This window comes from Actinophytocola sp., from assembly GCF_045807065.1.
In the GTDB taxonomy this organism is placed as follows: domain Bacteria; phylum Actinomycetota; class Actinomycetes; order Mycobacteriales; family Pseudonocardiaceae; genus Actinophytocola.
Window position 1 is genome coordinate 1 of the sequence record NZ_JBJMIE010000050.1, and the last position, 22171, is coordinate 22171.

Annotated in this window: 11 protein-coding genes and 1 pseudogene; 5 read left to right on the forward strand and 7 right to left on the reverse strand. The window is 71.2% G+C overall.

Features of this window, described 5'->3' with window-relative positions:
* Positions 1-11318, reverse strand: an 11318-nt coding sequence (locus tag ACJ73U_RS02870) for a hemopexin repeat-containing protein (RefSeq protein ID WP_407775918.1), incomplete at its 3' end; no start/stop codon positions are given.
* A gap of 933 nt (positions 11319-12251) precedes the next feature.
* Here ACJ73U_RS02870 and ACJ73U_RS02875 point away from each other — a divergent pair.
* Entirely contained in the window at positions 12252-13952 is a 1701-nt protein-coding gene (locus ACJ73U_RS02875) for a discoidin domain-containing protein (protein WP_407775919.1), read from the forward strand.
* Positions 13953-14098: 146 nt separating this feature from the next.
* On the opposite strand, the gene ACJ73U_RS02880 is transcribed toward ACJ73U_RS02875, so the two are convergent.
* Both ACJ73U_RS02880 and ACJ73U_RS02885 read right to left on the reverse strand, forming a co-directional pair.
* Complete coding sequence (locus ACJ73U_RS02880) at positions 14099-14239, reverse strand: hypothetical protein (RefSeq protein ID WP_407775920.1); 141 nt, start codon at positions 14237-14239, stop codon at positions 14099-14101.
* A 61-nt stretch (positions 14240-14300) separates the two neighbouring features.
* Positions 14301-15578, reverse strand: a complete 1278-nt coding sequence (locus ACJ73U_RS02885; RefSeq protein WP_407775921.1) for an amidohydrolase family protein — start codon at positions 15576-15578, stop codon at positions 14301-14303.
* Between the two features lie 83 nt (positions 15579-15661).
* On the opposite strand from ACJ73U_RS02885, the gene ACJ73U_RS02890 reads away from it, so the two are divergent.
* The 4 genes and pseudogenes from ACJ73U_RS02890 (at position 15662) to ACJ73U_RS02905 (ending at position 19868) form a co-directional block, all read left to right on the forward strand.
* Positions 15662-16144, forward strand: a complete 483-nt coding sequence (locus tag ACJ73U_RS02890; RefSeq protein WP_407775922.1) for a MarR family winged helix-turn-helix transcriptional regulator — start codon at positions 15662-15664, stop codon at positions 16142-16144.
* 665 nt (positions 16145-16809) lie between these two features.
* A pseudogene (locus tag ACJ73U_RS02895) lies at positions 16810-17130 on the forward strand (Lsr2 family protein); the annotation flags it as partial.
* Between the two features lie 376 nt (positions 17131-17506).
* Positions 17507-18955, forward strand: a complete 1449-nt coding sequence (locus tag ACJ73U_RS02900; protein ID WP_407775923.1) for an SDR family oxidoreductase — start codon at positions 17507-17509, stop codon at positions 18953-18955.
* Positions 18956-18992: 37 nt separating this feature from the next.
* Positions 18993-19868, forward strand: a complete 876-nt coding sequence (locus ACJ73U_RS02905) for an alpha/beta fold hydrolase (protein ID WP_407775924.1) — start codon at positions 18993-18995, stop codon at positions 19866-19868.
* An 85-nt stretch (positions 19869-19953) separates the two neighbouring features.
* Here ACJ73U_RS02905 and ACJ73U_RS02910 read toward each other — a convergent pair whose 3' ends face one another.
* From ACJ73U_RS02910 to ACJ73U_RS02925, 4 genes are all read right to left on the reverse strand, one after another.
* Entirely contained in the window at positions 19954-20118 is a 165-nt protein-coding gene (locus ACJ73U_RS02910; protein WP_407775925.1) for a hypothetical protein, read from the reverse strand.
* Between the two features lie 66 nt (positions 20119-20184).
* Positions 20185-20538 (reverse strand): hypothetical protein, encoded by a 354-nt coding sequence (locus ACJ73U_RS02915; RefSeq protein ID WP_407775926.1) that lies wholly within the window; start codon positions 20536-20538, stop codon positions 20185-20187.
* A gap of 106 nt (positions 20539-20644) precedes the next feature.
* Complete coding sequence (locus ACJ73U_RS02920; protein ID WP_407775927.1) at positions 20645-21760, reverse strand: hypothetical protein; 1116 nt, start codon at positions 21758-21760, stop codon at positions 20645-20647.
* Between the two features lie 8 nt (positions 21761-21768).
* Positions 21769-22149, reverse strand: coding sequence for an RICIN domain-containing protein (locus tag ACJ73U_RS02925; RefSeq protein ID WP_407775928.1), 381 nt, complete (start codon positions 22147-22149; stop codon positions 21769-21771).
* Positions 22150-22171: the final 22 nt, after the last annotated feature.

Consider the following 22171-nt stretch of genomic DNA (forward strand, 5'->3'; position numbering starts at 1 on the left):
ATGCCGAGCACCTCGCCGAGCGTGCTGAACCCCTCGGCCAGCGTGGCCGACACGTCGGCGCCGATGTTGAGTGCGTCGCCGACCTCCATGCCGCCCTCGGAGAAGCCCATGATGAACGGGCCGACGTAGACCTGCGGGGCGGCGGACGCGACCGCGGCGCCGATCTTCAGCCCACCGGCGACGAAGTGTCCGGCGGCCCCGATCGACATCATCGCGAGCTGGGCCTGCTGGGTGGCGGACATGCCGTCGTCGAGCAGCTGCTGGTAGTGGTCGACCCGGCCGGTCGCCCCGGCCAGCGCGGCCTGCATCTCGTCGAGCCCCTCCCGGGCCATCTGGACCAGGTTCGCCTTGATGTCGCGGGTCATCCCCTGGATCGCGGTCTCCTGCCGGTTCTGCATGAGGGCGAGCTCCTCGCCGTCCCGCCGCTCGAACGCCGACAGCAGGTCGCCGGCGAGCTGCTTGAGCCGGTCGACCAGCAGCTGGGCCCTGGCGTGGACGACGGAGAACCGGTAGGCCGGGACGGGTGCGGCCAGCGCCGTGGCGAGTACGTCGAGAGCGGCGCCCCTGGCCACACCCTCGACGAGGGCCATCACGTCGGCGGGCGGCTCGAACAGCGGCACGGGCCGGCTGATGCCCAGGATGTCCAGCGAGGCGCGGATCTTGGTGAGCCGGTCCGCCACCCGGGTCCAGTACTCCAGGAACGCGCCGTTGTCGGGCACGTAGAAGTACGAGTTCGCCACCCCGGCGTGCACCGCGCCGGTCCCTTCCAGGAGCGCGCCGTTCGCGGTCAGGTGCGCGACCGTGGAACCGCCCTCGCCGTCGAGCTGGTCGTAGGTCGACGCCGGGGGCAGCGCGCGTGGCCCGAGGTCGTAGGGGCGCTGGCCGAGCAGGTCGTGGGCGAAGATGTAGAGCATCCGCGCCTCGTCGATGCTCTCCCCGGTGTACTGCCGGAAGAGCATGTCCCCCCAGTCGAGCAGGGTGTCGATGTAGGCCATGACGACCGCCCGCCGGTAGGCCGCGGGCCGCAGCGCCGCGATCCGGTGCGGGTCGAACGGGTCGTCGCGGTAGGCCGCCATGAGGCTGGTCCGGTCGCCCATCAGCTTGTACTGGCGGTCGAGCAGCGCGATCAGCTCGACCCGTTCCGACAGGCTCCGCCCGGCCTCGGACTCGGGCAGGGCCGCGAGGTCCGTCCGGACCTTGTCGAGGTTCTTGCCCGCGTCGGTCGTCCCGGTGGCGAGGCCGGCCAGGTACTCCGACTCGGGTCCGGTCAGCTCGCGGGACGGCAGGAACGCCGGCGCCATCGGCTCGATGTGGTCGAGGATGCCGGTGAGCGCCTTCTCGACGGTCCCGTCGCCCAACCGGTCGAGGTCCTCGACGCAACCGGCGACCAGCGCGTCGACGTCGACCGCGAGGAACGGCAGGAAGCGCCAGTAGCGCTCGCGCCGGGTCGGGTCGAAGACGTACTCGTACCACCGCTTCGCGTCGTCGAACCGCTGCGCCGCGGCCAGCGCGCCGGCGATCAGCATCGGGGCGTGGAAGAAGATCTCCCAGTAGTAGAGCCCGTTCGAGCTGTCGAAGTCGAGGTGCGAACCGACCGGGACCCCCGCCTTCGCGGTCCGCGCCAGCACCGCGATGGTGGTGGCGTCGGACCTGCTCGCGCTGAACGCCGGCAGCTCGTCCAACTCCTGGGTGTCCGGTGCGAGCAGCGCGTCGACGCCGCCGACCAGCAGGCGCCGGTTCAGCTCGTAGGCGGTGCTCGAGGTCAGCCGGATGATCTGGTGCGGCAGCGCGGAGATCTCGTACGGCAGCGGCACCGCGTCGGTCACCGGGAAGGCGGAGTAGTTGGCGCCCATGAAGAAGTACAGGGACGTGTCGGTCTCCAGCACCCCGCTGAAGTTCGTCGGGAAGCCGGCCGGCAGGCCGCGCCAGTTGTCCTCGATCGGCAGCAGGGTCAGCGCGGCGTCCGGCTCCTGGCCGTCGGCGAGCGTGCCGTACCTGTCGCCGCTGAAGACGTAGCGGCGGCCGTCGCGCTCGAAGACGGCGTCGACAGGCTGGCCCAGCGCCTTCGGGTAGCCGGGGTCGACGTGGTCGCTGAACGAGGACCCGGTCAGGGTGAACCGGACGAACTCGTCGCCCGAGACCAGGAACAGCGCGCCGTCGGTGACGTATGCGGCGTCGACCCGCCCGGTCCGGCTGATCGCGGTGGGGACCAGCCCGAGATCCCTCGTCAGCCGTGTTGAGTCGTCGACATGGGACGCCTTGATGGTGTAGGTGCCGCCCTTGTTGTCGAACGTGACGACCGCGTCACCCAACCTGATGGACGGCCCCGGCTCGTTCCTCTTGGGCGGGACCGGCTTCGGCAGGTCCGGCGGCAGCGCCGCGATCTTCTTCGGGTAGCCCGCGTCCAGCTCCCCGAACTGCTGGTAGCGGTAGTACTCGTCGTCGGAGAACAGGTAGACGGCGTTCTCGTACACCATGGCCGCGTCGACCACACCCGTGCGGAGCAGCTTGGTGTCGACCCTGCCGAACCGCTCGGCCGTGCCCAGCTTGGTCCGCCCCGGCGGGGAGGCCGGCTGGTTCTTCGGCCCCACGAGGTACTTGCCCACGCCGTTGTCGAAGAAGTAACGCGAGTCGCCCAACTCGAACGCGGCCTCGATCGGACTGTCCCAGGTCGTGGGCAGGAAGGCGGCGTTGTCGCTCAACGGCAGCAGGTCCGCCGGTGTGACCGGCACGGCTACCGGGCGGCACAGGAAGCTGCCGCCCTTGTGGTCGACGGCCGACCACGGCAGGTCCACCGAGTCGGCGGGCGCGTTGAACGCCACCACCTTCGTCGCGTCGATCGGGGTGCTCGCCGGCTCCGCGAAGATCGCGGTCAGGTCGGCGACCCGGGGTGGCGGCAGGACTCCGTGCGCCGCCAACGGGTACAGCTCCGGCGTGAGGGTGAACGCCGCCGTGGCCTCGACACCGTCGACCTGGTAGGCGCACTGCACCACGATCGAGTCGTGGTCGCTGACGCCGGGGACCTTCCGGGAGGCCTGGACGTGGAGCGTGGGAGTGCCGATCGTCCCGGTCTTCGCCTTGTCGGCGGCGAGGAACTGCGCCGCCACCCACTCGTGGTTCAGGTTCTGGAACGAGTAGTAGATCTTGACCTGGTACCCGGTCGGGGGCGTGGAGACCAGCTGCCCGCCGTCCTTCGGCGTGGTCGTGATCGTCGTGGTGGACGCGTCCTGTCGCGTGACGGCCTCGACGACCGGCCAGAAGACGAACACGCGGCCGAAGGCGTGCACCGGGTCGACCCGCTCGGCGGCGATCTGCGCGTCCACCTTGACCCACGGTTCCCAGGAGGCGGAGAGCTTCTCGCCGTCGCGGAACGTGGCGCCGCGGCAGTAGTAGCGGTGCGGCTCGGTCCTGGTCCGGCCGAACAGGACCAGCTTGCGTACCCCCGCCGGCGCGTCGTCCTCGGTGTAGACGTAGCCGCCGGCGATGGCCAGGCGCGAGACCTCGGTGTACTCGTCGAGGTAGCGCTTGTAGGCGGCCTGCACGGACTCGGCGGTGATCTCGTTCTGCAGCAGGTCGTCCTCGAGGGACGCGAACGCCGGGGTCTTCGTGGCACGCAACTCGGGGCGCAGGTAGTTCTCCGGGTAGAGGAAGACCTTCCGGTTGGCCTCCCACGTGCGGTAGTTGCGCATCCAGCCCCACCAGGTCCTGATCCTGGCCTTGACCTCGTCCGGGTCGGCGCCGGCCGGCAGCGCGACGTCCTCCAGGTCGAGCAGGTAGCGGTGCAGGTAGAGCTGCGTGGCCGCGATGGCCTCCCGGACCCGGGAGGTGGTGCCAACGGGACCCATGTCGACGTCGATCAGGTACTGCTCGAACAGCTCCCGGGAGCTGCCGTGCCGCGGTGTGATGGCCGCGACCAGCGCGTCGCGGCGCAGCACGTTCAGCTCGTTGTGGACCTGCGCGTCGAGCAGCGGCCACTGCGCCGGCGCGGTCGCCTGCTCCAGCATCGTGTGGAGGGCGGTGACGGCGGTGCTGTCGGGTTCGGGCGTGCCGTAGAGCTTCGACCAGACCTCGGCATGGATCCGCGACGGGCCGGCGCCGAGCTTGTGCGCGGTGCCGAACAGGCCGACCAGCTCGAGCAGGAACTCGATCTCGAAGACCTTCTCCTCCGGCGTGCTCTCGACCAGCAGCCCGCTGTTGCGGCGCGCCCAGCGCAGCTCCTCGACGTCCCAGCCGAACAGCTCGCCCAGGCGCTGGTAGGGATCCGCGGCACCCTCGGTGAACAGCGCGGCCAGGCCCTCCGGGCGGGAGCGGGCCAGCTCGACGAACCGCACGATGGTGTGCAGGTCGGCGAGGCGGTAGTCGGCCGTGCCCGTGAAGCGGTGGCCGAGCTCCTGCGGGAAGGTGCGGTCCACCCGGTCGTAGCCGCCGGAGTAGCGCACGTACCGGTCCTCCCTGGCCAGGTAGGTGCGGCCCTCGAAGACGAACGCGCCGTCCGGCCCGGCCTCGAACTCCGGCGGCAGGTCGCCCCAGTCGTCCCGCACCGTGCGGGGGTAGCCCGGGTCGACGTACTCCAGCGTGCCGTCGCCGCAGTAGCGGACGTACTGGTCACCCGCGAACGCGTACAGCGCTCCGGTCGGCGCCACGAACGCCGCGGCCGGAGCGGTCTCGGTGAACGCGTTGCGGACCCGGCCGAAGGTGCCGTTGACCGGTTCCGGGGCGCCCCCGCGCACGAACTCCTTGCCCCGGAAGAGATAGGTGCGACCGTCGGGTGAGCGGAAGGCTGCGTCGAGGCCGTCGGTGAACTCCGCCGGCAGGGCCGGGATCTGGAGATCGGTGGCCAGCTGGTCGAGTGACCTGGGGTAGCCGTCGTCGACGTGGGTGTAGTCGCTGCCGGAGTACCGGACGTACTGGTCACCCGCGAACAGGTAGGTGCGGCGGTCGGCCACCAGTGCCGCGTCCACCGTCGCGGACTCCGCGACGGTGTTGCGCGGCCGGCCGATGCCCTCCAGCGTGTAGGTGCCCGACTGCTTCGGCGAGACCGTGTGGCAGACCCCGCCGATGATGAGGTGGATGGTGCGCTCGTTGCCGACCACCGCGTCGACGGGGCGGTCCAGCGCGTCGTCGAAGGAGTCCGGCAGGTTGGTGAAGGGCTCCTCCGACCGGAGGTTGCCGGCCGTCTTCTTCGGGTAGCCGGGGTCGATGGCCCGGTAGCCCGCGCCGGTGTAGCGGACGTAGCGGTCACCGGAGAACAGGAAGGTGGACTCGCCCCACACGAAGGCCGCGTCGACGGTGCCGCCCTCGGTGACGAACGGGTTGGGGGACAGGCCCCACCGGTCGCGGGTCGGGATGAGGGGGCCGAACCCGCCGTCGGCGAAGCGGGCGAACGTGTCGTCGAAGAAGAAGTAGGTCGCGCCGTCCGCGGCGGTGAACGCGGCGCGCAGGCCGTCCGGCGCGTCCAGACCCTCGCCGAAGCCGGGGAACAGGCGCTCGATCGGCCGCCGCACCGACCAGGACGTCGTCTTCGTGTTGTAGGAGACGCAGTCCAGGCCACTGAGCAGGGTCGTGGTGTCGCCCTGGACGAGCACCGCGTCGGGGAACGGGAAACCGTCCGGTGCGCCGAGGATGCCGTCGTCCGCGACGGCCGGGTAGCCCTCGTCCGGGACGGTGTAGTCGGTGCCCGAGTACACCAGGTAGCGCAGCATGCCCTCCTCGTCCGAGTGCTCGAAGACGTAGGTCTTCTCACCCTGGACATAGGCCAGCGCCACACCGGTCAGGCCGCCCCAGTGCTCGGCGATGGGCCGCGGGTCGCCCTCGATCGTGGTGCCCGTGGCGGGGTAGACCACGAACTGGTCGTCGCTGAACAGGTAGGTCTTCCCGTCGCGGCCGACGAACGCGGCGTCCACCCGGCCCTGCTCGTAGATGGTGTTGCGCGGGCGGCCCCACTCCTGGGTGAGCGGGTAGGCGCGGCCCAGCTGCGTGTTGAAGCACTGGGCGCCCGCGAACAGGTAGGTGTTGCCGTCGACACCCATGAGCACGGAGTCCAGACCGGTCCGGTACTCCACCGGGACGGTGCGCAGGGTCCGCGGCCGGAACGGGGTGGCGGTCGAGCCGCCGCGACCCTCCAGCGCGGAGCGCTTCGTCCAGCCGGTGCCGCTGGTCATGACGATGCTGCCGTTCTCGACGAACGCGCAGGAGACGTCGCCGAGGTCCAGGTCGTCGTAGCGCCGGTACGGGGTGGCGGAGACGACGTGGCACTCCTTGCCGCTGAACAGGTAGGTGGTGCGCCGGTCCGCGAACGCCGCGTCCACCGAGTCCACAGTGGACGTCAGAGCACTCAGGCCGGGTTCGGTGTGCAGGGTCGCGAGCGGGCGCGGGTAGCCGAGTTGGACGTGGGTGTGGTCGGCGTCGAGGTAGCGGACGTACTGGTCGCCGGAGAAGAGGTAGGTGTACGTGCGGGTCACGTCCACACCGTCGTCCTGCTCGGTGTCCTCGTTGACCAGCGCGGCGTCGTCCTCGACGGTGCGCTCGATGTTGTTTTCCACGTTGTCCCAGTAGCCGGCGACGGTGGCCGGGTAGCCGTCGTCGACCTCGGTGTGGTCCGCCGTGGAGTAACGCACGTAGCTGCCCCCGGAGAACAGGTAGGTGCGGCCGTCCTGGCCGACGAAGCCCGCGTCGACGGTGTCGAACGGCAGGCTGTCCCACCGCTCGTGCAACGACATCGGCTCCGACCACCAGCGGTGGCGGGCGTCGAACTGGACGAACCGGCTGCCGGAGAACAGGTAGGTGTGGTTGTCGCGGCCGGTGAACACGGTGTCGACCGGTCCGAGGTCCATGCCCTGCGGCATGTTCCACCAGTTGTCCGACAGCGGCTTGGGGAAGCCGGCGTCGGGCTTGCGGTAGTCGTTGGTGCTGTACCGGACGTAGCAGCGCGAGCCGTCGCCGAATACCTTGGTGCGCAGCCCTTCCACGCGGACGGTGAGGGTCAGCCCCTCCTGGGTGGTGACTGTCCACTCGGGACCGGCGCCGCGGCTGCCGGTCACGGTCAGGCCGTGCTCGGCGAACCGGGTGCGCAGCCGCGGGGTGAGCTGGTCGGCGGCCAGGTCGGCACGCAGCTCGTCGGCCAGGTCGAACAGCAGGCCGCCGGTGCCGAACAGGTAGGTGCTGCCGTCCATGGTGAAGGCGGCGTCCACAGTGGACAAACCGACCCAGTCGGTGTCGATCGCGCGGGGGTAGCCGGGGTCGACGACCGTGTAGTCGCCGCCCGTGTACCGCAGGTAGGTGCCGCCGCTGAACAGGTAGGTGCGGCCGTCGAGCCCGGCGAACGCGGCGTCGACGGTGCCCTCCGCCAGCGCCGGCGCCAGCACGCCCCAGCGCTGCGCGGTCGGCACGAGCGCGGGGTCCTGGCCGCCGACCGAGGCGGTGCGGCCCGCCTTGAACAGGTGCAGGACGCCGGTCGGGTCGGTGAAGGCGGCCTCGACACCGCTCTCGAACTGCGCCGGCACGTCCTGGATGGCGTGCGGGTAGCCCTCGTCGACGCGGACCCCGTCGTTCTCGATGCTGTCGGAGTACCGCACCACCTGGCCGCCGGCGAACAGGTGGATCGCGCCGTCGCCGGAGTAGGCCGCGTCGATCCGTTCCAGGTTCTCGAAGTCGCCGCGCACCCGGCCCCAGCCACCCACGCCGGTGAGCACGTGGATCGTGCCGTCCGGCGCCTGGAACGCGTCGAGCGGCCCGGGGACGGTCGCGCCGATCCCCTCGTGCTCCTGCCATTCCGCGACCGGCCGCGGGTAGCCCTCGTCGACGACCGTGTAGTCGGCACCGCTGTAGCGCAGGTACTGGTCGCCGCTGAACAGGTAGGTGTGGCCGTCGCGGTCGGCGAACCCGCCGTCGATCCGCGCCGGGTCGGTGAAGTTGTTCCTGACCTTGCCCCAGACCTGCTCCCGCGGTGCCCACCGGGTGCCGCCGGGCAGCCGCGTGAAGGCCTTCGAGGTGCCGTCCGCGGTGTGGCCGACGAGCCACTCGACGCCCGAGGGCAGCGTGAAGGCGGCGTCGATCCCGGTCAGGCGGGCGTCGGCGAACCGGGGCGACAGCTCGGAGAGGGGAGTCGGGGTGGGCTTGGTGAGGGTGAGCGTGTCGGCCCCGTAGGTCCAGAATTCGGTGCCGGCGAACAGGTAGACCTTGCCGTCGTGGCCCTCGAGCAGGGCGTCGAACCGCTGGAGGCCAGGCGGGAGCGTGAGGTTCTCCGGGAACTTGCCGACGAGGTCCTGGTCGGTGAAGACCGCGGCGACCTCCGTCGCGTCGAGGCCGAGCTTGGCGGCCAGCAACGAAAAGCGCCTGATCCTGCGTGCGGCGAGCCGGAAGTGCGGGTCGGCCGGTGGCTTCTCGGTGTCGAGGACCGGCGCCACCAGCGTGTCGACGGCCTGTTCGGGACCGCCGGTGACGGTCTCCGCGATCGCCGCGGCCGTCGCCGCCGGCACGCCGAACGCGTCGGCCAGCGCGCCGTCGAACGCCTGCTTCTGCCGCCCGGCCAGCTCGACGAGCGCGTCGACGATCTCGGTCACGGCCGCGGCCAGCTCGACCGCGACGGCGTGCAACAGGAAGAAGACGTTCGTGGCGAAGTCCGCCAGCCCGGGGAGCGTGAACCCGTGGACGTTGTTGACGTTGCGGAAGTACGGCAGCCACTCCTCGGCCACCGCGAGGCCGTCGGTCAGGATGCCCGACTCGACGAGGTAGGCCCGCACGAGGTCGCGCTGCTCGGCGTCGAACCCGAGCCCCGACAGGGCGGACGGGGCCAGCCGGTAGGGCTTCTCGTCCTCGAGGACCACCTGGAGCTGGGCGAAGATCGTCTCCTGTTCGGCGGTGGTGAACTCCGGGTCGAGGTCGAGGGCGCCGTCCGGGTCGGCGAACAGCTCCTCGTCCAGCACCCGGCCGTCGGCGAGGTAGTCACCGTCCAGCGCCGCGAGCACCCGCCGGCTCACCACCTCGTCGGCGACGTCGGCGAAGTCGTCGGCGGTGAGGGTGTGCCACTGCCTCTGGAACTCGAGGACCTGGTTCTGGACGGCGTCGAGGACGGCCCGGCGTCGCGGGTAGAACTCCAGCGCGAGACCGAAGTCGTCGATGCCGAGGTCGACCAGGGCCGCCTTGTCGCGGTAGTCGCCGTTCCCGTCCAGGTGGCCGTTGAACGTGAGGCTCTCGGTGAGCGCGGTCAGCTCGGTCTCGGACAGCCGCAGCTCGGCGAAGATCTCGGGGTCGAGGGCGAGCGGCTCGGTGACGAAACCGGTCAGCCGCTCGTCGATGCGCGCCCGGACGGCCTCGGTGGCGTCCGCCAGGTCCGCGTTGGGCTCGAAGTAGGCCTCGTTGCCGGCGTCGGTGAAGAAGTCCGGATCGCAGAGGTCCCCGGTCTCGTCGAGGTAGCCGTTGTAGCGCAGGTTGTCATACAGCTCGGCCGCCCTGTCCGGCGTGAGGTCGACCAGTGCGGCCAGGTCGGACGGGAAGAACGCCGCCGTCCCGTTGACCACCGCGCCGATCGTCTTGAACAGTGTCTCGCGGTAGGAGCTGAAGTCGGTCGCCAACGCGACGTCCGCGCTGTTCTCGACGGCGAGCGTGCCCTCCCCGGAAAGGTGTCCTCTGTGGACGAGGTTGCCGAAGACCTTCGCCTGCAGGCGGTCGCCGAGGCCCAGGCCGAGGAAGTCCTCCGGGGCGGGCACGCCGAGGTCGGTCACGGCGTCGTAGGCCGCGCTCGCGGCCTGCTCCGGGTCGAGGCGCAGCAGCCGGTCGTCGGCGGGGGAGACGACGCAGTCGTCGTAGGCGGTCAGGACGTCGCGCACGACCTTGGTCGCGCGGGTGCCGAGGCGGTCGACGGCGAACTGGGCCGGTTCGAACGCGACCTGCTCGAACGCCGCCCTGATGCCGTCGGCCAGTGCGGTGAGGGCCTCGCCCGGGGTCTCGGGGCGCCCGCCGAGCACCTCGGTCAGCTCCCGCCCGCTGAACCCGGCGGCCCGCGTCCAGGTGACCACCGCGAACAGGGTCTGGGCCAGCCACAGGCTTTCCGCGGGATCGCCGACGGCGAGGACCGCGAAGCAGTCACGCTGCTGGGGGCCGAGATCGCCCAGCACGTCGAAGGTGGTGTACCGGTGCAGCGACGGGTCGCTGTCCAGCGCCACCAGCACGTCGAACAGCTCCTCGACGGCGACGCCGAGGACGGCGGCCAGGTGGCCGGCGCGGTGCAGCAGCCCGATCGCGGGCAGGCCGATGTCACCCTGGTCGAACGGGCTGGGCTCCGTCGTGGCGTAGTGCTCGCGGTAGCGCCGGACGATCGTGGCGATGTCGCTCTCGGCGACCTCGATCCAGCCCGCCAGCCGGAAGCGGTAGTCCCGGTTGCGGTCGGCCAGGATGTCCCCGGCGCAGCCCCGCACCTCGTCGTCCTCGATGGTGGCGGACAGCCGGCAGATGTCGGTGACGGCCAGGTCGTGCTCGCGGTGCAGTTTCAGGACGATGGCCAGCGTCCGCAGCGCCGCCGCGTCGATCCGGCCCGCGCAGAAGGTGTTCAGCGCCAGCGCGAGGTCCGTGAGGCCCAGGCCGGTCATCCTGGCCAGCCGCACGGACCGGTGCACCAGGTCGAGCCAGGCGGTGGGCACGGCGTCGCCCCACTCGAGTGCCTCCCCGTCCGCGCTGAGCGTGACGGGCGGGTACAGCGGTACCAGCTCCCGCACCTGGGCGCCGGACAGGCCGGTCGCTTCGGCGAACCGCCTGGCCACGCGCAGGTCGTCGAGTGTCTCGGGTGCGACCACGAGTGTCTCGGGTGGGACCAAGCCGTAGAGCGCGGCCAGCTCGGCCTCATCGGTGGTCGAGCTGGTGACCACGGCGACGTCCGCCGGCGACATGGCCAGGAACTCCCGGGCGACGATGTCCTGGTCGACGCGCGGGGCGAACAGGCGGTACAGCTCGAGTGGCGTCACGCCCAGGTGGTGCAGGTACTTCTTCAGCTGCTCCGCCTCCAGCGAGAAGGGCAGCCCGAACGGGTGCGTGCGGGTGCGCAGGTCCTCGTACGGCGCGTCGCCGACGAGCCGTTCCAGCACCTGGTTGACGATGTCGAGGTACGGCGTCTCGAGGAACGTGTTGTCGGTGTCCAGCAATACCTGCGCGAGGTCCGGCCGGCGTCGCAGCAGCGCGGGGCGGTCGAAGCTGCCTTCCAGCAACGCCAACAGGTCGACGAAGTACGCCGCCGGCGAGTACACCGACCTGGCGTCGTCGTCCCCCCTGAAGTCCAGCTCGCCGAAGAGCTGCTCATAACTGGGGGACGAGTCGTCTCTGAACACGGATCCTCCACAGGAGTCACGAAATCCACGCGCCGGTGCTCGACCGAGAATCCGGTACGTGCGGTTGGCAGACCGCCAAGATCGGTTCACTGGACGCCGCCGCTGCCCAAGGGCGCCAACCATTCCAGTCGTCCGGGGCCCGGGCTTTGTTAGTGCCCCGAACGGCCTAACTTCAGGGGGAATCATGCCACCGCGTTCCCTATCGGCCCGATGGTCGCATTGTCGGCGCCAATTCCGGGTGATCGACCGGAATGCGCTCCCCTGCTATCTTGATATTAGTTTACGGTCGCATTCACGAATGTGCGACCGCCTTGTTCGGCGTGACCTCAGGAATTGACATCCGTACCACGGGGAGTGCGGCGTGCACACACGAACAGACGAGACCGTCAGGTGGTCCTAGCGCGCGGGCACGCACGACGTGTGACCTGGAGCTGGCCGTGCCGGCGTGCGACGAGGCGAAACGGCTCGGTGTCCCCGCTGTACGGCCCGATGCCGTACGTGTACCCGCCAGTTCGTCGGCGACCGCGACCTCCGGCAGCAGCGTGATGCCCAGGCTCTCCGGTCATCGGACCCGCCCACGGCTGTCCGTCCCGGGAACCGGTTGAACCACAGGACATACGGTTGGTTCACCACACGCCTCGCCGCGGCGCGTGCCGGACCGGTACGCGCCGCGGCGAGGTTTCTCGCGTGCAGGGTTCGGGAGAGCGCTCTCACAGAGAGGGTGACCTGGCTCGCACCGACGGTCAACGGGTTTTGTTCTAGTGAGGAACAAATAACGCCGTCCGGCGTAGTCGACTAGGCCGAACGGCGCGAAGTCTTGACAGAAGTCGCGTGAATTACCACGCTTTGTCGTGGGAGAGCGCTCTCACGCCCCCGTTCCTTACCGAAGTACCGCCGGCCGCCCCGCGTGCCGGCGCGTGCAAAGGAGCACGCATGAGATCGCTTCTCTCTCTCGGGCTGGCCGCGGCGTTGGCGGTCACCCTCGTCCAGGCGACCCCGTCCGTCGCGGCGGGTGCGCTGATCTCCCAGGGCCGCCCGGTCACCGCGTCCTCGACCGAGTCGGCCGCGTTCCCCGCGACCGCCGCGGTCGACGGCAACCAGGGCACCCGGTGGTCCAGCGCGTTCAGCGACCCGCAGTGGCTGCAGGTGGACCTCGGTGCCACCTACGCGGTCGACCAGGTGCAGCTGAACTGGGAGGCGGCGTACGCCACCGCCTTCTCCGTCCAGGTCTCCACCGACGCCGCCACGTGGTCCACCGTGTACACGACCACCACCGGAACCGGTGGTACGCAAACACTTCCGGTCACCGGTTCGGGTCGGTACATCCGCCTGAACCTGACGGCGAGGGCCACGCAGTACGGCTACTCGCTGTGGGAGTTCGGAGTCTACGGCACGACCAACGGCGGCGGCCCGCCGCCGACCGAGACCCTGTTGTCGTACAACAAGCCCGCGACCGCGTCGACCTACCAGGACGACGGCGCGTGCTCGGGCTGCACGCCGGCGAAGGTCACCGACTACGACCCGGCGACCCGGTGGGCGACCAGCGCCACCAACGGCTGGGTCGACCCCGGCTGGATCACGATCGACCTCGGCGCCACCGCGACCATCACCAAGGTCGTCCTGCAGTGGGATCCGGCCTACGCCACCGCGTACCAGATCCAGGTGTCGGCCAACAACTCCAGCTGGACGACGATCTACCAGACCACGCAGGGGCACGGGTTCAAGGAGACCCTGACGGTGTCCGGCACCGGCCGGTACGTGCGCATGTACGGCACCGCGCGGTCCAACGGCTACGGCTACTCGCTGTGGGAGTTCCAGGTCTACGGCACCGGTGGCAACCCCACCGCGCCGCCGGCCGCGGCACCGGCGCCGAACTTCACCCGCCTCGCGTGGAGCGACGAGTTCAACGGCGCCGCCAACTCGACGCCGGACCCGGCGAAGTGGACGCCGGAGACCGGCGCCGGCGTCAACAACGAGCTGGAGTACTACACGAACAACAACAACGCCCGCATGGACGGCACGGGGAACCTGGTGATCCAGGCCCGCCGCGAGGTCACCGCGGGGTCGTCGTGCCCGCCGGACCCGTTGTCGGGTGGGAGCACCACGTGCCAGTACACCTCGGGCCGGCTGAACACGGCCGGGAAGTTCGACTTCACCTACGGTCGGGTGGAGGCGCGCATCAAGGTGTCGACCACGCAGGGCCTCTGGCCGGCGTTCTGGTTGCTGGGCGCGAACTTCTTCCAGGGCCGCCCCTGGCCGGCCTGCGGTGAGGTCGACATCATGGAGCACGTCGGCAAGGAGCCGAACAACGTGTACTCCACGCTGCACGCCCCGGCGTACAACGGCGGAGGCGGGTACGGCTCACCGCTGGCCCTGTCCTCCCCGGCCGGGTCGCAGTTCCACGTGTACGCGGTGGAATGGGACGCCACGAAGATGCGGTTCTTCGTGGACAACAACAACTTCTTCACCGCGGACCGCGCGACCGTCGAGTCGACCAGGGGTCCCTGGGTCTACGACCACCCGTTCTTCATCATCCTGAACAACGCGGTGGGCGGTGACTGGCCAGGCCCGCCGAACGCGAGTACCCAGTTCCCGCAGAACATGAGCATCGACTACGTGCGCGTCTACCGCTGATCCAACGGTCCGTGCGGCCGGGCCTCCCGACCGGGAGACCCGGCCGCACGGCCGCCAGGTCAGACCGCGTCCGCCAGGGTCACCGTCACGACGAGGCCGCCCTCCCGTGCGTGGTGCTGCCGATACCGCGCCGCGGTGGGCGTGGGTCACCGCGGCGACGACCGACAGCCCAGGCCCGTGCCCTCCGCCGCGGCGACGCGGTCGCCGTCCAGGCGGTGGAACGGTTCGAACAGGCGTGCGCGGCGCGGCCATCCGGTGCTCCGCTCACGGGCCTCGCCGTCGGGCATCCTGGGTACCCGCGCGGGCGACGACCCCGCCGATCCCGAGCCCGGGGCAACACCGCGCTGGCTAGCCGCCGATCGACATGCCGGCGGCCTCGGCGATCCGGTCGCGGGAGGCCAGCAGCCGCGCGCGCAGCGCCGGCAGGTCCACGCCGAGCAGCCGGCCGTCCCGCTTGACCGCCCTGCCGGCGACGAAGACGCTGTCCACCAGTCCGGGGTGGCCGGCGGCGACGATCGTGCCGACGGGGTCGGTGACCGGGAAGACCGAGAGGTCCTCGGCGTCGAGCAGGAGCAGGTCGGCGTCCTTGCCGACGGTGATGCTGCCGGTGCGGGCGTCGAGGCCGCAGGCGCGGGCACCGTCGATCGTGGCGAACTCGACGAGGTCCCGGGTCGTGAGGCCGCCGTCCAGCCCGCGCTGCACCGCGAACGCCGTCCGCATGGTGGCGAACATGTCGCCGCCGGCGGAGGGGCAGTCGTCGACCGACAGTGACGGGCGGATCCCGGCGGCCAGCATGCGGCCCGTCTCGGGCCAGCCGAAGCCCATCTTCAGCTCCACGTCCGGGCTGATCGACACCGAGCAACCCGCGTCGGCCAGCATCGCCACCTGGTCGTCGGAGAAGCCGTTGGCGTGCACGACGGTCGTGCGGTCGTCGAGCAGCCCGCGGTCGGCCAGGTCGGCGATCGGCCGGCGGTCACGGCCGCCGCTGGCGGCGGTGTGGACGTGCACGCTCACCCGCAGCCCGAGCTCCCGGGCCAGCGCGACGTCGGCGGCCACGACGTCCATCGTGGTCCGCTGCGGTGCGCGCAGGCCCAGCGCCATGCCGTCGTCGGGCAGCACCGACCGCACCCGCCTGATCTCGGCCGCGATGGGCTCGTCGGCGGCCCCCGCGCCGTAGCAGAACACCGAGTGGCCGGGCGCGTCCCGCAGGCCCTGGATGGCGGCGTCCGCGTTCTCCGGGCGGTCGGCGCAGTGGAACCAGTCGAGCATGGTCGTGACGCCCGAGCCGAGCGCCTCGAGCCGGCCGAGCAGGTTGCCCAGGTAGACGTCCTCCGGCAGGTAATGGTGCCGCAGCCTGCGGTGCATGGTGGCGTGGTACTGCTCGAACGTCCAGTCCGCGCCGATGCCGCGGAACGCGGTCTGCCAGGTGTGCCGGTGGGTGTCGACGAAGCCGGGCATCACGATCCTGCCCGTGGCGTCCACCACCTCGGCGTCGGCCGCGTCCACCGTCGCGGCGACGGCGGCGATCCGGCCGTCCTCGATCAGCACGTCGCCGCGCGGGAGATCGCCGACGGCCGGGTCCAGGGTGACCACCATGCCGCCACGCAACAGGGTCCTCAGTGCCATGGAAGTCCTCCTCGAAGTTGACGCGTCAACTCTAGGACTCGTGGAGTTGACACGTCAACTGTCCTGGCCGGTACCATCCCGCCATGGCGGAGACCCTCGAACCCGAGGAGTGGGCGCTCTGGGACGTCTGGATGCGCGCCCAACGCCTGCTCGCGCGGGAGCTCGACCGCGGGCTGCAGCGTGACTGCGGCATCTCCAAGGCCGAGTTCAGCGTGCTCGTGACGCTGTGGCGGGCGCCCGGGCGCGTACTGCGCGTCGGTGAGCTGTCCGACTCGCTCGACTGGGAGAAGAGCCGCGTCTCCCACCTGCTCACCCGCATGGAGAACCGCGGTTTCGTCGAGCGGGTCCGGAGCGGGACCAGTGGTCGCCGCGCCGGGATCGGGCTGACCGCCGAGGGCCGGCGCGTCGTGCAGAGCGCCGTCCGGGGCCACGCCGGCAACATCCGCCGCCACTTCTTCGACACGCTCACCCCCGACCAGGCCGCGGCCATCCGGGCCTGGAGCGAGCGGACGGTCGACCGCATCGAGCCGCGCGTCGACGAGTCCGCCGGCGACGGCGCCGCCTGACGGTCCCGGCCGCGACGTCCACTGTGGTCGCGCGCGAGATCGACGCGCGCTCTTCGGCCTGGTGCCGGAGCTGGTGGCGGAGGAGGACGTGCTCGCGCTGCCGCTGCCCGTCCTCCGCGGACCTCGGATCGCCGCTGGCCTGCCAGGTGCCCGCGTTCGCGGGTGCCCACGACGAAACCGTCCGACTGGGGGACGTGCGGGAATGGCGTACGGTTACCGCCAGCGACTTCTCGCTACGTGTGTTCGACGGCGGACATTTTCTTCCTCCGCGAGTGCCCGGACGTGGTGGACGAGGTCGCCGCCCTCTGTGCGCGGTTCCTCCCGCGGGCATTACCCACCCCCGGAGTAGCGAGGACGAACCGGCCGATTCGCCGGGCCGAGGCGGTGACGGCCGCACTCCGACTTCGCCGGACCGGGTGGTTTCGCAACTGTGACCCCGTGTGCGGCGGTTTTGCCGACGTACGGCTCGCGAACTCGTGACCGGCGTGTTCGGCCAGAAAAATGAACGTGACCACTAAGTGTCCGACCATCGCTCTCGCCGGCGGAATGAGTTCACGGACAAGTCGCTGCCCCGCGCCCTGGCGGTATTTGCTATCGTATCTATACAGTGCGCGTTCAATGCCGATTATTCGCGCACGTGGCCTCGGGACGTGAGAGAGAAGGCAATGGCTCAGAAGGTCTTGGTTCAGTTAGTGGACGACTTGGACGGCACATCGTCCGACGACGTCACGACCGTGGAGTTCGGTCTGGACGGCGTCATGTACGAAATCGATCTGAACACCGCGAACGCCGAGCGGCTGCGCGAGGTCTACGACGACTACGTCTCCTCCGCCCGCCGCACCGGCGGGCGCTTGAAGCGGGGATCGCGCCCCGGTAACAAGGCGGGCGGCAACGGTGAAGCCGCCGCGGTTCGGGAGTGGGCGGCCGAGAACGGATACGAGTTGGCCGGCCGTGGCCGGATCCCCTCGCATGTCGTCGAGGCCTACAAGGACGCGCAGGAGTCCGCGCATAGGCCGAAGGCGGTGGCCGCGAGCAAAGGTTCCACCCGGCGTCGCACGCCGGCGAAGAAAGCCTGACGTTATCCGGGCGCGGTGGGCCGAGCCGCGCCCGGATCAGGTCAGTAATACGAAACGCTCTCACCGGGATCCGGACCGAAGGGAATTGCGACAGCCTGACGCCTTTGACCGCGATCGTGCTGTTTCGTCCCGGCAAATGCGGCGAACGCAGTCCGTTCAGCGGTCGTACCAACTCATCTCCCGCCGGGCTGCGATGGCCACGGCGTCCACTCAGGACGCGCCTTTCCGGACGTCCGGTCGAGCCGTCGAGCTGCGGTGACGGTGTACTTCGGCGACGATCGTCGGCATGCGGTGTGTGGTGTTCGGCGCGACGGGGTACCTCGGCGGCCGGTTGGTGCCGAAGCTGGTCGAGGCCGGCCACGAGGTCCGGTGCGTGGCGCGGGACCCCGGCAAGCTGGCCGACGTGCCGTGGCGGGACCGGGTCGAGGTCGTCGCGGGCGATGTCGGGGACCCGGCCTCGGTGCGTGCCGCGGTCGACGGCCAGGAGGTCGTCTACTACCTGGTCCACTCGCTGCACAAGCGCGACTTCGTGGACCTCGACCGGCGTGCGGCGCGCACCGTCGCCGACGCCGCCGCCCGGGCCGGGCGGATCGTGTACCTCGGCGGGATCGCCCCGGCGGACCAGGACCTCTCGCCCCACCTGTCCTCGCGTCGGGAGGTCGGCGAGATCCTGCTGCGCTCCGGTGCGCCGACGCTCGTGCTGAACGCGGCGGTCGTCATCGGGTCCGGCTCGGCCAGCTTCGAGATGCTGCGGTACCTGACCGAGCGGCTGCCGGCGATGGTCACCCCGCGCTGGGTGCACAACCGCGTCCAGCCGATCGCCGTGCGGGACGTCCTGCACTACCTCACGCACGCGGCGACCGTGCCGCGGCAGGTGAGCGGCACGTTCGACATCGGCGGGCCGGACGTGCTGACCTACCTGGAGATGATGCGCCGCTACGCCGTGGTCGCCGGGCTGCCCCGCCGGGTCGTCGTGCCGGTGCCGCTGCTCACGCCGTGGCTGTCCGCCCAGTGGGTCAACCTGGTCACGCCGGTCCCGCGCGGCATCGCCGTGCCGCTGATCGAGTCGCTGGTGCACGAGGTCGTCGCGGCCGACGACGCCATCGCCGAGCACATCGCGGACCCCGCCGGCGGCCGTACCCACTACGAGCGCGCCATCGAGCTGGCGCTGGCCCGCGTCCGCGACGCGGACGTGCCGACCCGCTGGTCGGACGCCGGCGCGGCCGCCCCGTCCGACCCGCTGCCCACCGACCCGGACTGGTCGGGCGGCAGCGTGTACGTCGACCTCCGCGAACGCCGCACCAGGGCCGACCCGGCGCGGCTCTGGGCGGTGATCGAGTCCATCGGCGGCGAGCACGGCTGGTACTCGTTCCCGCTGGCCTGGTCGGTGCGCGGGTGGGTGGACCGGCTCGTCGGCGGCGCCGGGTTGCGCCGCGGCCGCCGCGACCCCCGGCGCCTCCACACCGGCGAGGCGCTGGACTGGTGGCGTGTCGAACGCCTCGACCGGCCCACCCTGCTCCGCCTGCGCGCCGAGATGCGCCTGCCCGGCCGGGCCTGGCTGGAGCTGTCCGCGACCCCGGCGGAGGGCGGCGGCGCCACCTACCGCCAACGCGCGGTGTTCGAACCCCGCGGCCTGGCCGGCCACCTCTACTGGAAGGCGATCGCGCCGTTCCACGACATCGTGTTCGGCGGCATGGCCCGCAACATCACCGGGACCGCGGAGCGAACCCCGTGAGCTAGGGTCTGGGCAGCTCACGACCGGAGAGGCCCCCATGGCGACGACTCAGACCCACACCCTCAGCACCGACGGCGCCGACATCGTGTACGACGTCCACGGCCCGCTGCCCACGGCGGACGGCCGCCCGCCGCTGGTCATGATCGGGCAGCCGATGGACGCGAGCGGCTTCACCCGGCTGGCCTCGCACCTCCCGGACCGCACGGTGGTCACCTACGACCCGCGCGGCCTCGGCCGCAGCAGGCGCACCGACGGCCGGAGCGACAACCGCCCCGAGGTCCAGGCGGCGGACGTCCACGCGGTCATCGAGGCGCTCGGTGCCGGTCCGGTGGAGCTGTTCGGCAGCAGTGGGGGCGCGGTGACCGCACTGGCGCTCGTGGCCGCGTACCCGGACGACGTGACCACGCTGGTGGCGCACGAACCACCGATCATCTCGGTGGTGCCGGACGCGTCGGCCGCCGAACGAGCGCGGAACGCCGTCACCGACGCCTACAACGCCAAGGGCATGGGTGCCGGCATGGCGGTCTTCATGGGCATGACCATGTGGCAGGGCGAGTACACCGACGCCTACTTCGACCAGCCCGCACCCGACCCGGCGGCCTTCGGCCTCCCGACCGAGGACGACGGCAAGCGGGACGACCCGCTGCTGTCCGACCGGTCGTGGCCCGTCACCAGCTACCGGCCCGACGCCGACGCCCTGGCCGCGGCGCCCACCCGGGTCGTCATCGCCGTGGGTGAGGAGACCGGCGACACCTTCACCGGCCGGACGGCCGTGGCGACCGCCGCGCTGCTCGGCCAGGAGGCGACCGTCTTCCCCAGCCACCACGGCGGCTTCCTCGGACCCGAGTTCGGCTACGCGGGCAAGCCGGTGGAGTTCGCGGAGCGCCTGCGCACCGTCCTCGCCGGCGACTGACCCCGCCGCGGGGCCTCGGTTGCCGGAAGCGCGCGACGCCGGGTGTCGCCCCCGAGGCCCCGGGCGGGGCCCCGAGGGCTCGGACTCACGCGATCGCCACGTAGGTGAACGCCAGGATCGTGCCCGGGCCGAGCAGTATGCCCAGCGCGACCAAGCCGTACATCGGCTTGTCCCTGACGTACATGGCGACGAGCAGGCCGACGGACGCCGCGAAGACGGCGAGCGTCAGCACGAGAACGGCTAACGACATGTTTGGAGGCCTTCCGGAACGCGTGCGACAACGGCCACCGGATGGGCAGCCGTTCGAGATGGGGGCTCAGCGCACGCGGACGGGGGGAGCGCGGGTGGAGGGAGTGACCGCCACCGCGACGGCCACCGCGGCGCGGGCCTCGACGGGGGCCGGCCGGCCGGCTGCCGTCGAGGTGCCGGCGGTGGTGGCGCAGACGGCGCACCAGCTGTCCGGGGCCGGCGTGGACAGCGCGTGCCGGGCGGCGACGGGCAGGCGCAACCAGTCCCGCAGGTCGTGGTGCGTCGCGGGGACCTCCGACGCCGGGCCACCGAAGACCGAGCCCTGCGTGGCGTAACCGGGCGCGGCGGCGGACGCCGTGGCCCCGGTCGCCGCGAACAGCGTGAGGAGCAGGACGAGCAGGCCCTTGGTCGATGCCCGCACCGCTCACCTCCCCGACGTCCACCTGTCGTGACAGAGGGTACCCGGCTGGCCGGGAGCGCCGGCGAGATCCGGCGCCCCCGGCCAGCCGTCAAGCCAGGCACTCAGGTCACGGCAGGTCGACCGGCTCCCAGATCGACACCCGGTCCGCGGGGGTCCGCGAGCTGTACGGGAAGCCCACCTGCAGCTGGTCGGGGATGGTGAGGCCGTCCACGACCTGCCCACCCGCCAGCTGACGCACGCCGTTGCGGCTCACGCTCACCGTCCGGCGGACGTCCGCCGTCGGCCAGGGGTACGCGTAGTTGGTGTCGGGCTCCATCCCGTCGCAGAGCATCGCGATCCCGCCCGGCTCGGTGGCGACGCCGAACGCCGGGTCGAGGTCCATGCCGCACGAGGTGACCACGTGCACGTCCGGCGCGGGCAGCAGCGGCTGGACCTCCTCGAGCAGCCGCAGCACGCCGAGGCACGGCCGCATGTTCGCGCCGGCCTGGACGTGCTCGAGGCAGACCTCCACGCCGAACACGATGGACTGGCCGCCGGCGTTGCCCTTGCCGCGTGCCTTGAACCGGTGCCAGCGCAGGTACTCGGCGTCGCCGAGGATGGGCTTGAACATCGGGTTGAGCGCGGCGTCCCACCTCATCTTGTCCTCGCCCTGGTCCAACGACCAGTCGAGACGCGACATGAGCCGCTTCTGGTTGGTCGTGACCCGGCCCATCGTGGGCACCGTGGCCGGGTCGCTGTTGGTGTCGGCCTCGCCGACGGGCAGCTCGCCGCCGTTGATGACGATCGACGTGTTCAGGAAGAGGGGTTCCCCGGCCGTGTTGTCCTTGGCGGGCACGTGCCAGAACACCGAACCGGCGACGATGAGCCAGTCGTTCCAGTCCGTGGTCGAGAACTGCGGCACGAGCACCTCCTCGATCATGTTCGTGATCTTGCCGCCCGCGTTGGGGTAGCTGTCGTTCAGCGTGCCCTCGCCGGGTTGCACGGGACCGCCGTAGCGGAAGTAGAACTCGGGGACCACCAACACCTTCAGCACCGTCGGGTCGGACACGTACGGCTGGCGGTCGGTCAGGATCAGGTTGGCCACGTTGCACAGCGTGGCCGCCCGCATCATCAGGTCGTCCTGGTAGTCGGTCTTGGTCGGCTCGCGGTCGGGCAGGACCCGCACGGGCGCGGACGTGACCGTGCCGTAGGCCACCAGCTGGACTTTCTCGTAGTTCCTCATGCGTTCTCCTAAGCGGTGGCCGGCTCCCGCACCCGGTGCTGGTGCCAGCACTGGGTGTCGGTGCCGGTCGGGGTGCCCAGCAGCACCCGGCTGCCGGGGACGGGCACGAAGTGCTCCGGCCGCAGCACGAGGCCGGTCGCGGGATGGCGGAGCAGGTCGGGCTCGAGCAGCCAGCGCTGGGCGGGATCGTTGCGGGACAACGGGTTCAGGGCCAGCTCCAGCGCGCCGGGGACCGCGGTGACCACCAGCGGGCTGCCCACGGGGGCCAGCCGGCCGGTGAGGTCGTACCGCCACAGCTGCGCCGCGTCGCGGGTGTCGGCGCGGTGCAGCGCCAGGTCGGCGCCGAGGGCGAGATCGGGGGCGGTGCACGGGTGCAGGCGGATGAGCATGGCACTCCAGGGATGGGGGCGG

Excerpts from the sequence above, each read along its gene's own strand:
- ACJ73U_RS02875 (WP_407775919.1), top strand. The coding sequence starts at position 12,252 with ATGAGATCGCTTCTCTCTCTCGGGCTGGCCGCGGCGTTGGCGGTCACC.
- ACJ73U_RS02880 (WP_407775920.1), bottom strand. The coding sequence starts at position 14,239 with ATGCCCGACGGCGAGGCCCGTGAGCGGAGCACCGGATGGCCGCGCCGC.
- ACJ73U_RS02885 (WP_407775921.1), bottom strand. The coding sequence starts at position 15,578 with ATGGCACTGAGGACCCTGTTGCGTGGCGGCATGGTGGTCACCCTGGAC.
- ACJ73U_RS02890 (WP_407775922.1), top strand. The coding sequence starts at position 15,662 with ATGGCGGAGACCCTCGAACCCGAGGAGTGGGCGCTCTGGGACGTCTGG.
- ACJ73U_RS02900 (WP_407775923.1), top strand. The coding sequence starts at position 17,507 with ATGCGGTGTGTGGTGTTCGGCGCGACGGGGTACCTCGGCGGCCGGTTG.
- ACJ73U_RS02905 (WP_407775924.1), top strand. The coding sequence starts at position 18,993 with ATGGCGACGACTCAGACCCACACCCTCAGCACCGACGGCGCCGACATC.
- ACJ73U_RS02910 (WP_407775925.1), bottom strand. The coding sequence starts at position 20,118 with ATGTCGTTAGCCGTTCTCGTGCTGACGCTCGCCGTCTTCGCGGCGTCC.
- ACJ73U_RS02920 (WP_407775927.1), bottom strand. The coding sequence starts at position 21,760 with ATGAGGAACTACGAGAAAGTCCAGCTGGTGGCCTACGGCACGGTCACG.
- ACJ73U_RS02925 (WP_407775928.1), bottom strand. The coding sequence starts at position 22,149 with ATGCTCATCCGCCTGCACCCGTGCACCGCCCCCGATCTCGCCCTCGGC.